This is a genomic window from Enterobacter cancerogenus (genome assembly GCF_019047785.1).
Classification (GTDB): domain Bacteria; phylum Pseudomonadota; class Gammaproteobacteria; order Enterobacterales; family Enterobacteriaceae; genus Enterobacter; species Enterobacter cancerogenus.
Genome location: NZ_CP077290.1, coordinates 145,948 through 158,889, shown reverse-complemented (window position 1 = coordinate 158,889; position 12,942 = coordinate 145,948). Strand labels below are relative to the sequence as shown.

The following is a 12,942-nucleotide window of genomic DNA, read 5'->3' as shown; positions in this document are numbered from 1 at the left end:
CTTTGTCAGTTCCGGGCACGCTACCGCCCCTCGCTGTTGACTTACCAAAGCGCATCAGGTCAGGCAGGCAGATTGTGTGTTCTTTGCTGAACGTCCGCGGGGCAGGCGCTCAGCAAAAACGGCGGACAGGGGCCCCTGTCCGCAACGAAATTAAGCGGTAGTACGTTCGTTCCACGAATCGGAATGAATGATGTTGCCGTCTTTATAGGTCCAGGTGATTTTCTCGTAGCGCAGCTCAATCTGTTCCAGATGGTTGTGCTTCTCGAACGCCGGGTCCTTGATGTCGTGCATTTTTGGCGCAACCTTCACCAGCTTCACGTTTTCCAGTTTTGTGTTGAAGTACTCCACTTCCTGGCCCGCGTCGTTGATTTTGTACCACTTGAACTCAGCCGATTTCAGGGTCTGGCCGGTGGTCACCGCCTTGTACAGGTACGGGCTGGAAGAGTCGATTTCCTTGGTGAACAGGAACGGCGTGTGGATACGCGTGCCGGTCAGCTTGCCGGTGTTGTTGTCGGTCGGGATGTACAGGTTATGCTCCTGCGCCACCACTTCGATACTGCCCTCGCGGTCCTTAACGTCCACGGACCCTTTGATGTCCGCGCCGCCGTCGTCCTTGAGCCACAGATAAACAGGAATTGCCATGTTATTTCTCCATTTCATTTTTTAATGCACCATCATCCTGCGATGGCGCACGGGTGTTGCCCGGCAACTGGCAGGCGTTCGCCTGCGGCACCAGGCTGATTTCGACACGGCGGTTCAGCGCCCGGCCTTCCGGCGTGTCATTGGTTGCGACAGGCCGGCTTTCGCCGTAGCCCTGCACTGCAAAACAGCTCTCCGGCACGTCGCCGGTATCGCGCATCCAGTCGCGCACCGATTCCGCGCGTTTAAGGGAAAGCACCTGGTTGGACCTGTCATTACCGGTGCTGTCGGTATGGCCCGCCACCACAATCAGCCAGCCGGGTTTCGCCCTGATGCCCACCAGCGAGTTGACCAGCAGCTTCGTGGAACCAGGCTTCAGCGCCCACCTGCCGGTGTCGAACAGCGACATGCTGTCGAGGCGGACGATTTTGGGTATGGCTTTTTCGACCGGTTTTGGCGGCAGCGGAGGCGGGACGTATGAGCGAATGGCGTCAAGGATCGGCATGCGCAGACGCTCCCCCTGATACAGCCCGAGACTCATGTTCACCGGTTCGCCGTTACGTGACCAGTTATCCAACAGCGTTGCATCGTCACGTAAAACCCTGACAGCCGCTGCTTTCGGGCCATAGTTATCCATGGCAATGCGGTCATAATGGTCAATGTCAAAACTCAGCCGCTGTAACAGCTGGCGGTTATTCCAGCCGCTACTGCACAGCGCAATAACTGTCGCGAGAGTAAAGAGGCAGAATGCCCGTCGAAGAAAACGGCTGCGCGGCGTCACGCCACCGCCCTGTGGCAGCAACGGAAGGACAAAATCCGGCAGTACAGCAGCATCAGATGCGCTGGCAGCAGGCAACCAACCAGGAAGTCCGGTCAGGGTGGTTCTCCGGGCCAGCCAGGAATGCCAGAGGGATTCGGCAACTGCCGTCCCGCCGGATAATGCCGCCATTCGGTAGAGCACCATAGAAGGCTGCAGGCGCGGCATATCCGCTGGCTCTTCCGTTAAAACCGGCAGCACCGTTTCCGCCACAAAGCGCGCATGGGCGCTCATCCGCACCTGAGTCAAATGACGGGCGGCAGTGTTTCCCTGTAACAGCCATGCGCTGACGCTGACGGGCGTGTCATCGTCATGCCAGACCCGCATCGGTTCTTCCATTCGCACCGTCTGCCACAACGCCTCATCGACGGACATACCGGCAACTGTACTCATCAGCAACAGTGGAACGGTCCGCCCGCAATCGCGCCGCATCTGTGTCAGCTGCCAGCGCAGTTCATGCAGTCGGGCGGCCAGTTCCGTTTCATCCGTATGCTGAACGGGGCAGACACTGAACATGACCGCCAACTGAGCCCCCAGTTCCGGACGCTGCCAAAGCAGATGGCGTACCGTCTGTTGCAGCTCAGCGGTGGCGACCTTCAGCCAGCAGCCCTGCGCCGTGCGGTGTAGTCTGCTCTCCCCAGGCCATGCAGTCATATCTCCGCAGACCAGCACCACCGGCAGGCGATAAGGCGCTTCCGGCAGATCATTCAGCCAGCGAATATCCTCTGGAGAAACACCCCCGCGGCGTCCGGCGTAAATCAGGCCGGCAACCACGACGGTTAACACCAGCAGAATGAGGGCAGCATGTGCCGTTGAGGAGAGAGGCAGAAACAACAGACACAGCACTAACGCAAGCAGCCCGCCCCACAACCACAACAGGCGCAGATGGCGCACGCTCATTTCCCGGCTCCCGACAGCAACGCCTCAACCAGCGTATCCAGCCAGTGATTCAGCCCCAGCCACAGTCCGGCGACAATCATGGCCGATAGCCCGATGCACACTGGCCAGTGCCGCAGCCACTCACGCAGTCCGTAACCGCCGGAGACCGTAGCCAGCAGCGGCCGTTCCTGTGTGGTCTCAAACGACGGTACGCGCTCCGCAAGCGCCCGGATCAGCTGTTCCCGCGCCGGGTCATTCAGGGCATAACGCCCCTTAAAGCCCAGCATTAGCACCCGGTGAAAACAGGTCAGCACCGCCATATCCGGCACGGGTTCCCGCAGTACCTCACGCATCCGCTCATACAGCTCGTCTCCTGCGTCCATCGTACCGAAATATTTCGCCTGCAGGGGGCGGTCATACCAGACGATACAGGCGTCATCCTCCCCGTCCCGGCCCTTGGCGGTTTCATCCAGCAGGGCACACCAGGCATACAGAATATGCTGACGGCTGGCTTCACTGAGGCCAGCCTGCTCCAGGTGCGCCATCACACGGGTGATGTCGTCTACGCAGCGCTGCCAGAGCACCTCGCCGTCACCACTCGCCAGCGTTGCGCCATAGCGCAGTTCCGTTACCGTCAGCCACGTATCCGCCATCAGGTCGTCAATACAGATTTCCTGTTTCATGAGCGCAGCACCGCAAACAGTTCAAGTTCAGGTTCACCCAGCAACCCTGGCACGTAAAACACACAGCTTCCCTCCGCCAGCATGGCCTGAGCCGCCGGGTGAGTCATATCCAGGGTGAAATACTGGTTCTCAAGCCGCAGGGGAATGGCAGCCGGAACGTGGGTCATGGCGCGTAGAGGAATACCAGCCTGCGAGCCGTTTACCACCCGGTCCACCTCGTCCGGGCTGCCTGCCCGGCACTGCTGCGGAAACTGTTCCAGCAGTTGCGCCACCGGAAGCGGGGAGCGTACCGAGAGATAAAAATCGGCCTCCTCGCGCAGCCTCGGGTCAAGTAGACGGGCATGCCAGCGTTTGCGACGTTCATCCCTCTCCATCTCAATCGCTACGACTCTTGATGGCAGGCTCGCCTCCAGCAGTACGCCCAGCAGATCAAACAGCGGTGGGAAAACCTCGGTCAGCTGTCCGTGGCGGTATGCCGGAATATCGGCGATGGTATGGTCAAGCGAGAACGTCAGCAGACTGCCCGCCAGCCCAGCCAGGGCTTCATAAAGCCGTTCCGGGTGAGTCTGCGGGTGACGTACAAAGTGCCTCAGCACGGGTTCTGCGCTGTTGAGCGCATTCAGCAGCCAGAACAGGGAGACGTCAGCTACCGCAAAGTCTGCCATCCGCTCGTTGCTTTCCCGGCGCATCGCCATCAAGCGCGTCAGCCGGGAGCGTAACTGGCCCGTCAGTTGCGCCAACTGTTCCGTCAGCCACGGACTTGCCTGCACGTACAGTAATGGAGGAATAAAGGCTTCATCCTGCAACCACTTTCCCTGGCTGTCGCGCTTAAGACGGGCCACCGGTACGGTCTGGTAGTTGCCGTTGTCATCATTAAGCGCGCGAAGCGTTAGCTCTGGCTGCATGACCGCAATCTGGCGGCTGTCGTCACCGTACTGGTTACGCACCTCCCGCCAGGCCAAACGCCAGCGCACCGGACGCTCGGCCTGTTGCTCCGGTTGCAGACAGTTGCCGCCATTTTCATGCTCAAGAGGCAGGGCCAGGACCACCGTCAGGGTGTGGCTTTCCGGCAGAGTCATCACCGCTGGCAGTGAATCTGCGTTGTCCGTATCAATCAGCATCCCGTCTGCAAAACGCACACAAAGACGGCTGGCTTTCAGTTTTCCCTGTTTCAGCAACGCAGCATCAAATATTGCCTGCACAATCCCCCAAGGTTCTGCTGAACCCATACGGGCGACGCACTCAGTCTGCCAGGCCGCAGAAGCGGCCTGCTGTTGAAAATGCTGCGGGGAGACCATCTGGCCCCGCCCCCACAATGGTCGTACTGTTTTCATCCCTGCTACCGCCTTACGCTTTCGCTTTCGGCATCTGGCTGACCAGAGACAGGTTCACGTCCATCCCTTCCACCTGGAAGTGCGGCATCGCATACAGACGCACGCGGAAGAAGCCCGGGTTGTCCTCGATGTCTTCCACCACCACCTTCGCATCGCGCAGCGGATGGGATGCCTGCAGTTCGTCGCCCGGATCGGTCATTTCGGTCACCAGACCCCGCCCCCAGGTGTTTAACTCCAGCTCCAGCAGGCGGCGATCCTTGGTGGTGCCGATGTTTTCACGCTGGATCAGCTTCAGGTAGTGGGCAATGCGCGACAGCAGGAAGATGTACGGCAGACGCGCGTTGATGCGGCTGTTGGCGGTCGCATCGGCGGTGTCGTACAGCGCCGGTTTCTGGGCGGAGTTCGCCGAGAAGAAGCAGGCGTAATCGCGGTTCTTGTAGTAGGACAGCGGAATGAAACCCAGGTTGGCGAACTCGAACTCGCGGGTTTCCGGGATCATCACCTCTGACGGGATTTTCACCTGGTTACCGGTGCCGAGATCATACAGGTGGATAGGCAGATCTTTCACCGCGCCGCCCGCCTGCGGGCCACGAATTTGCACGCACCAGCCGTTGTTGATGAAGCTCTTCACCATATTGGAGGCGAAGGAGAAACGCCGCGCTGGTCCACAGGTATTTCTCGTGATCCGGGCCCTTCACCTGCTCAACGTAGTTGAAGCTGCGCACCGGCACGGTGTCCGGACCATACGGCAGGCGGCCCAGCACGCGCGGCATCACCAGCCCGATGTAGCGGGAATCGTCGGTGTCGCGGAAGGATTTCCACTTGATGTATTCGGCGCGGTCGAAGTAGTTGCCGATATCCTTAATCGCGGCCACCTCTTCCATGGAGTCTTTCAGGAAGAATGCCGGGCCGACGGAGCCGATAAACGGCATGTGTGCCGCGGCGGAGACTTTGGAGATGTTGCGCAGCAGCGCGATGTCCTGCGGGCTGGCGTCGAACTCGTAAGAGGAGATCACCGAACCGATCGGCTCGCCGCCCGGGGTGTCGTACTCGGCGGTGTAGGTGTGCCAGTACAGGCCGCTCTGGACCAGCTCCGGCGCATCCTCGAAGTCCTGACGCAGATCGTCTTTTGAGACGTCCAGGATTTCGGTTTTCACGTTCTGGCGATAATCCGTGTTGTCGACCAGTTGCTGCAGGCCGCGCCACAGGGATTCCACCTTCTGGAACGCTTCATGGTGCATTACCGCGTCCAGCTGGCGGCTGATCTGATAGTCCAGTTCAGCGATGTGATGGTCAATCAGCGTCTTGTCGAGCTTTTCAACCTGCTGACCCGATTTACGAATGCAGTCCATAAAGACCTGCATCGCCGCGGTCAGACGTTCACCCGCCGGGGCGTCAGACAGGGCGGCATCGTCCAGAAAGGCGTTGATATCCCCCAGGCTGGACGCCGGGGCCAGGTTGATTTTTTCAAACAGGGAGGCGTAAACGCCGTCTTTCTCAAGAACCGTGGTTTGCCCCTGTGCCGGGCTTGTTTCAGTATTAACAGACATCAGCATTCTCTCTTTTAATCCATTAAAAAGCGTGCACGCAGCTTATTTCGGGGCAAGCGCGCTCATTTCGTCGCGTAATTCCCGGGACAGCGCCGGGTCTTTAAGAATTTTCTCGAGTTCTTTTCTGAAAGTGGCGTTATCAAGAAGATTGGATTTGAGGTCGCGTAATAAATTACGCATGGCCAGCATGGCGCGAAGCTGAGGGATCTGGCGGGCAACCTGCTCTGGTTCGAAGTCTTTCATATCGGAGAAACGTAATTTGACGCTCTCTTCTGAACCGTCTCCTGCCAGCGTATTACGGACAGTCAGATTAACCTCTGGAGAAAATTCTGAGAGCACACTGTTGAAGTTATTCTTGTTGACGTTGATTTTTTCGCGTTCAGATAATGGACGGGACTCTTTGCCATTACTGAAATCACCAACGGTAAGGAGTTTAAGGGGCAGTTCGACTTTCTTTTGCGCGCCCCCGGTGTGTAAAGCCAACTTTAAATTAATGCGTGCCTTAGGCACTTCATTCTGGAACGTATCAGCCATAGCAGTCCCTTTCCTTAAGGAATGATTGTTAAACGAACGACGTTTCTTTATACAGCAATACTAGAACAAATAACCACACAAAAGCAACTTTACAGCCCAATGACCTTCATTAAGGAATTTCTTAAGAATTTACCACCGAAAGTTAAAAACAATGAGCACTATGCCTGCACTAAGCACCGAACATAAAAACTAAATTAAATAAAAAATACCCAATAAATAGCCAGGGATGATATAAGTAATAGGTATATGCTAAATAACACGTATTTTATTGAGTTAAATCAATGCAAAACTTGTAAGCCAAAAATCTCAAGGCACAAAAAGATTTAATAATCGCCATATTCTGATGTAAGTTGCAGTACTAAAACAGTCTGATAATGGACTTCATAAAAGGTAGATAAAAGCGTTTTATATTATTGACAGTAACCATTAAAAACATATCATCCTTGTCAATGCATGATGATAAATATTAATAGCTCCAGCATATAACTTAAATGAAAAACAATAACTACAATATATGAATAACGTTCGTTTCGAATACATTTATTATATCAATAAACCAGCATTAAAAATGAGGCCGCTCAATAATGATTCGGATTGGTCCTTGAAATAAAAATCTGAGACTGCATTCTACTGTATTGCAGCAATAGAAGTAAGCATATTGAGACCAATATCACCGTTCCGTTATGCACTACAAAGAAAAAACTGGCGCTGCAAGCGCCAGTTTTTATTGAACAGTGATACCCGCCGTCAGCAGGAAACCAGTACCGATTAGTGCTTCTCAATATACATCGTGCGGCTATACGCTACGTCTTCCGGGTTGTTAATCGGATACCCTTTAACCCACGGCTTAATCAGACGCCCATTGGTGTACTGATAGATAGGCGCGATAGGCGCTTTTTCTGCAAGAATTTTCTCAGCCATGTTGTAATCGACGTTACGGGCTTTGGCGGTGGTTTCCAGCGTCGCCTGGTTGATAATCTTATCGTACGCCGGATCGTTAAAGCGGGAGATATTCCCGCTATGGGTCGAGGTCAGCAGCGACAGGAAGGTCGATGGCTCGTTGTAATCTCCTACCCATGACGCACGGATCACATCAAAATTGCCGGTATTGCGGCTATCAATGTAGGTTTTCCACTCCTGATTCTGCAGTTTGACGTCAACGCCCAGGTTTTTCTTCCACATAGACGCTACCGCAATGGCAATCTTCTGATGGTTTTCGGAGGTATTATACAGCAGGGTTAACTTCAGCGGGCGCTGAGGACCGTAACCTGCGGCCTGCAGGAGGGTTTTTGCCTGGGCGTTCAGCTCCTGCTGCGTCATCTGCTCAAAAGGTGATTTCTCCGGAGTAAACCCTGCCGTCACGTCCGGCGTGAAATGCCAGGCGGGCTTCTCACCCGTGCCTAATACCTTCTCGGCCATAATGCGGCGATCGATCGTCATACTCAGTGCAAGACGCACGCGGGCATCCGCAGTGGGGCCTTTTTGCGTGTTAAAGGCATAGTAATAGGTGCCCAGCTGCGGCGGGGTGTAAACCTGTCCAGGAATATCTTTGAGCAGCTTCTGGTACATGTTTTTTGGGAAAGATTCGGTGATATCAATATCACCTGCCAGATAGCGTTTAGTTGCCGATGACTCCTGGTTAATGGGAATAAACGTCACTTTTTTCAGTACCGTTTTCGCATTGTCCCAGTAGTGGACATTCGGTACGACCACCAGTTTTTCATTCACGACGCGGTCTTTCAGCACATACGCGCCGTTACCGACCAGTTGACCTGGGCGCGTCCACGCCTTGCCGCTTTCGACATTGGCTTTCTGGACAGGGAAAAACGCAAAGTTTGCCGTCAGGTTACTGAACCACGGCAGCGGTTTATCGAGCTGAACGCGTAGGGTTTTGGCATCAACAGCCGTTACGCCAAGCGTATCAGGTGCCGCTTTACCGTCGATGATTGCCTGGGCGTTAGTAATGCCCGCCAGTGCAGCAAACCACGCAAATGGCGAAGTGGTTTTCGGGTCGACCAGACGCTGCCAGCTATAGACAAAGTCCTGCGCCGTTACCGGCGTTCCATCGGACCACTTAGCGTTGTCACGAAGCGTGAAGGTCCAGGCACGGTTATCATTGCTTTGCCAGTGCGTTGCCACGCCGGGCGTTAATTCCCCTTTCTCATTCTGATTAACCAGCCCTTCATACAGATCGCGGATCACCTGAATCTCCGGTAATCCCACCGCTTTCGCCGGATCCAGCGAAGCCGGTTCATCTTTAATATGTCGGACAAGTTCCTGTTTTTGCGCCAGCACAGTTCCCTGTGGCACATCAGCAGCATAAGAGAGTGAAGAGAGTCCGCACAGCCACAGCGCAGAACAAAGCAGCGAAACAGGATGCTTCATAAGATCCCCTTTAAGAAGTCAGCTAACAGCAGTTGCGTAATTATTTGTTTCGAAACAGAGAAATGCAAATACCTTAACCCGGAAAGTTGATATCTGGCAATTTTAAGCCGCACAGGAAACGCATTGATTTACCCCCGATTTTGCACAACACTGCCTGTAAAGACTTCTTCACCAGGATTTGCTATGGAACTGACAAGACCCCGAACAGAACGCGGCGCTTTCCCGCCAGGAACCGAGCATTATGGCCGCTCCTTTTTAGGCGCACCGCTGATCTGGTTCCCTGCTCCTGAGGCCGATCGCGATAGCGGTTTAATTATTGCCGGTACACACGGGGATGAGAACTCCTCCATCGTGACCTTATCCTGCGCGCTGCGCACCCTTGCTCCGGAACTGCGTCGCCATCACGTCATTTTGACCGTCAACCCGGACGGCTGTCAGCTTGGACTACGGGCAAATGCGAGAGGGATCGATTTAAATCGTAATTTCCCGGCGGCTAACTGGCGTGCCGGTGAGACGGTGTATCGCTGGAACAGTTCGGCCCGGGAGCGTGACGTTGTTTTACTGACGGGAGAAAAGCCCGGCTCTGAACCGGAAACCCAGGCGCTGTGCCAGCTTATCCATAAGATCCACCCCGCGTGGGTGGTCTCTTTTCACGATCCGCTGGCCTGCATTGAAGATCCCCGCCACACGGCGCTGGGTCAGTGGCTTGCTGACGCGTTTTCCCTGCCGCTGGTGACAAGCGTTGGCTACGAAACGCCGGGGTCCTTTGGCAGCTGGTGCGTCGATCTGGGGTTACACTGCATTACCGCAGAATTCCCCCCGATATCGTCCGATGAGGCAAGCGAGAAGTACCTCAAGGCGATGGTAGATCTTCTGCAGTGGCAATCTCAAAGGTGAAGCACCCCGGTGGAAAAGCTCAGCGCGGGTGAGACATCCACAGCCAGCCACGTTGGGCCATCGAGGTCGGCAAAGCGCACCTGATTTGCTAACGGTAACGCTGCGCCGATAGCCCTGGAGGTGCACAGCATGCAGCCAAGCATTAAGCCAAATCCTTCCTCTCTGGCCGCTTGCGCAAGGGCAAGCGCTTCGGTTAACCCGCCCGTTTTATCGAGCTTGATGTTCACCATCTCATACCGGCCTTTTAGCTGCGACAGGCTGTCACGGGTATGACAGCTTTCATCTGCACAGATCGGCAACGGATGAATGAAATTCTCCAGAGCCGCATCCTCATTCGCCGGTAAAGGTTGCTCCAGCATGGCGACGCCCAAATCGGCCAAGAGCTGGCAGCGTGCGGCCAGTCCTTCACTATGCCACGACTCGTTTGCATCAACGATCAGGGTTGCCTGCGGCACGGCCGCGCGAATGGCGACCATACGCTCACTCAATGACCGATCGTCGAGTTTCACCTTGAGCAGCCGCGCGCCGGTCTCATACAACGCTTTTGCGCTTGCGGCCATCTGTTCGGGTTCGCCAATCACGACGGTTTGCGCGGTAACGATCGACTCTGGCAACGTCACGCCCAGCATGGCGGACAAAGAGGACTGCTGCTGTGCTGCGTCAAGGCTCCAGAGCGCAGAGTCGATGGCGTTACGGGCTGCGCCGGCAGGTAAACGTTGCTGGAGCGCGTCGCGCGTCAACCCGGTTTGCAACTCGGGCACCAGGGTCATAATTTGCGCCATCACCGAGGCGAGGCTCTCCCCGTAACGCGGATAAGGCGTACATTCTCCCACGCCCTTCACGCCCTCTTCTTCTATCTCCACCACGACAACGCTGGCTTCGCTACGGCTGCCGCGGGAGATCACAAACGGGGTATGCAGTGGCCAGGCTTCTTCATAGACCTTAACACTTCTCATCATTGACTCCTTGCAGCCCGGTAAGGCGAAAAATTGGTTTGCCGTGTTATCTGCTGTTGGCATACACTAGCCACGACGTTAACTATTTGTAAACAGGAAGATATCTATGTCACAACTCGTCCATTTCCAGGGCAACCCGGTAGCTGTTGCAGGTTCCATTCCTCAGTCTGGTAGCAAAGCGCAGCCTTTTACTCTGGTAGCGAAAGACCTGTCCGACGTCACGCTGGCCCAGTTTGCCGGCAAACGTAAAGTCCTGAACATTTTCCCAAGCATTGATACCGGCGTATGCGCCGCGTCCGTGCGTAAATTCAACCAGCTGGCGACCGAAATGGACAACACCGTGGTGCTGTGCATTTCTGCTGACCTGCCGTTTGCCCAGTCTCGCTTCTGCGGAGCCGAAGGCCTGAGCAACGTTATCACCCTTTCCACCCTGCGCAGCCCGGAATTCCTTGAGCAATACGGCGTGGCTATCTCCGAAGGTGCGCTGAAAGGTCTGGCGGCGCGTGCTGTTCTGGTCATCGACGAAAACGACACCGTTGTATTCAGCGAGCTGGTAAACGAAATCACCACCGAGCCGGATTACACCGCCGCTCTCGACGTGCTGAAAGCGTAATAACAAAAAAGCCTCTTTGCAGAGGCTTTTTTATTTATTCTTCACCCTTCTTCTGGCTCAGACCATACTCACGCAGTTTGTTGGCAATCGCCGTGTGCGACACGCCCAGACGCTTAGCCAGCTTACGGGTACTCGGGTAGCTACGGTACAACTGCGTTAGCACCGAACGTTCGAAGCGGCTGGTAATATCATCCAGCGAACCTTCCATCGCCTCTTCGCCCACGGACACGGTTCCGGCATCGTAATCCGGTAACAGGATATCCTGCGCGCGCAATTCGTACCCTTCGAGCTGAGTCAACGCGCGATAAACGGCGTTTTTCAACTGACGGATATTGCCCGGCCAGCCGTAGCGCGTCAGCACTGTGCCTAAATCAGCGGACAGTTTCGGGCGCGGTACGCCCTGCTCGTCCGCAAAACGGGCCACGAACAGCTCGGTCAGCGGCATGATGTCCTGCGGGCAATCGCGCAGGGGTGGAATGTTCAGCGTCAGCACGTTCAGGCGATAATAGAGATCCTCGCGGAATACCCCTTTCTGCACCAGTTCGACCAGGTTTTTCTGGGTAGCGCAGATCACGCGTACATCCACATGTACCTCATGATCTTCCCCGACGCGGCGGAAGGTGCCATCGTTCAGGAAGCGCAGCAGCTTGGCCTGCATGCGTGGCGACATTTCGCCGATCTCATCCAGCAGCACCGAGCCACCGTTCGCCTGCTCGAAGAAGCCTTTTTTACCCTCCGGCGCGTGGCCGAACAGTTCGCTCTCTACCGCATCCTCCGGAATCGAAGCACAGTTCAGCGCCAGATACGGTTTAGCCGCACGCGGGCTGGACTGATGCACCGCGTGTGCCAGCAAATCTTTGCCGGTACCGGTATCCCCGGTGATCAGGAGCGGCGCAGTGAGGTTAGCGAGCTTGCGCGCCTGATCGACTACATGACGCATCTTCGGGCTGACCGCAACGATCTGGCTAAACGCACCCACATCCTGGCTGGAAAGATTTTGCAGCTGGCGGCCCATGCGAACGGTTGAACGGAGCATGATCACCGCACCGGTTAAGACGCGCGCGTCGTTTTCCCCTTTCAGGTACACCGGGGTGATCTCCATCAGGAAATTCTGCCCGTTAATCACGACATGTTCGCTGTGGGTGTTTTGCGGGTTGCTGTCCAGCCAGCGCTGGAAATTAAAGCCGGGGATCAGCTGGGTCGCGTGATGATTGCTAAGCTTCTCCTGACTCTGCGCGAAAAGCTGACAGCTGGCCTGGTTGACGCGTTCAACTTTGCTTTTCAAATCCAGCGACAGGAAAGGTTCAGGCATGGCCTCCAGCAATGCGCTGAGCGCGAGGTGCTCACGCTCTGAAGGCATCCAGGGGATGGTACGCACATCCGTAACGCCAGCGATACGGCGGATTTCCGCCATCAGGCTGCTGAAGGTATTAAATTCAATTTCGGCAAAGTTGAGGTAAATTCGCCCGACAGGGTCAATCTCAATGCCACGTAAATCAATGCTACGTAAAACAAGGAGATCGAGTAACTCGCGGGTCAGACCGAGACGGTCCTCACAAAAGACTTCCAGACGCATGGGAAATTCACCGTTTAAGCCATTAACACTAAAATGATATGTCAGATCACGGTGTTCGGGAAGGTGGCTGTCAACAAAT

The 12,942-nt window shown here is 55.5% G+C and carries 10 protein-coding genes and 1 pseudogene; 2 read left to right on the top strand and 9 right to left on the bottom strand.

Annotation, left to right across the window (positions count from 1 at the left end; translation table 11 throughout):
* Positions 1-150: 150 nt before the first annotated feature.
* From hcp to I6L58_RS00770, 7 genes and pseudogenes are all read right to left on the bottom strand, one after another.
* A complete protein-coding gene (hcp, locus tag I6L58_RS00800; protein WP_006178104.1) occupies positions 151-642 on the bottom strand; it encodes a type VI secretion system effector Hcp in 492 nt (163 codons plus the stop codon).
* Between the two features lies 1 nt (position 643).
* Positions 644-2,356 carry an OmpA family protein gene (locus tag I6L58_RS00795; RefSeq protein WP_088209523.1) on the bottom strand — a complete coding sequence of 571 codons (1,713 nt, stop codon included), beginning with the start codon at positions 2,354-2,356 and terminating at the stop codon, positions 644-646.
* Positions 2,353-3,018: a type VI secretion system protein TssL, short form gene (gene tssL / locus I6L58_RS00790; protein ID WP_088209524.1), complete on the bottom strand. Its 666-nt coding sequence runs from the start codon at positions 3,016-3,018 to the stop codon at positions 2,353-2,355. The genes I6L58_RS00795 and tssL overlap by 4 nt, the downstream gene beginning before the upstream one ends.
* A complete protein-coding gene (gene tssK / locus I6L58_RS00785; protein WP_088209525.1) occupies positions 3,015-4,352 on the bottom strand; it encodes a type VI secretion system baseplate subunit TssK in 1,338 nt (445 codons plus the stop codon). The genes tssL and tssK overlap by 4 nt, the downstream gene beginning before the upstream one ends.
* A gap of 13 nt (positions 4,353-4,365) precedes the next feature.
* Positions 4,366-5,902 (bottom strand): annotated as a pseudogene (gene tssC / locus I6L58_RS00780) (type VI secretion system contractile sheath large subunit).
* Between the two features lie 42 nt (positions 5,903-5,944).
* Entirely contained in the window at positions 5,945-6,436 is a 492-nt protein-coding gene (gene tssB, locus I6L58_RS00775) for a type VI secretion system contractile sheath small subunit (RefSeq protein WP_088208393.1), read from the bottom strand.
* 768 nt (positions 6,437-7,204) lie between these two features.
* A complete protein-coding gene (locus I6L58_RS00770; protein WP_088208392.1) occupies positions 7,205-8,821 on the bottom strand; it encodes a peptide ABC transporter substrate-binding protein in 1,617 nt (538 codons plus the stop codon).
* A gap of 183 nt (positions 8,822-9,004) precedes the next feature.
* On the opposite strand from I6L58_RS00770, the gene mpaA reads away from it, so the two are divergent.
* Positions 9,005-9,718 carry a murein tripeptide amidase MpaA gene (mpaA, locus tag I6L58_RS00765; RefSeq protein WP_140418806.1) on the top strand — a complete coding sequence of 238 codons (714 nt, stop codon included), beginning with the start codon at positions 9,005-9,007 and terminating at the stop codon, positions 9,716-9,718.
* Here the strand turns inward: mpaA and ycjG are convergent.
* Entirely contained in the window at positions 9,709-10,674 is a 966-nt protein-coding gene (gene ycjG, locus I6L58_RS00760) for an L-Ala-D/L-Glu epimerase (protein WP_042319902.1), read from the bottom strand. The two genes, mpaA and ycjG, sit on opposite strands and share 10 nt — an antisense overlap.
* Positions 10,675-10,780: 106 nt before the next feature.
* Here ycjG and tpx point away from each other — a divergent pair, with 106 nt between their 5' ends.
* Positions 10,781-11,287, top strand: coding sequence for a thiol peroxidase (tpx, locus tag I6L58_RS00755; RefSeq protein ID WP_006175578.1), 507 nt, complete (start codon positions 10,781-10,783; stop codon positions 11,285-11,287).
* 34 nt (positions 11,288-11,321) lie between these two features.
* Here the strand turns inward: tpx and tyrR are convergent, their stop codons facing one another.
* On the bottom strand, positions 11,322-12,863 hold the full coding sequence (gene tyrR / locus I6L58_RS00750; RefSeq protein WP_006175580.1) for a transcriptional regulator TyrR: 1,542 nt from the start codon (positions 12,861-12,863) through the stop codon (positions 11,322-11,324).
* Positions 12,864-12,942: the final 79 nt, after the last annotated feature.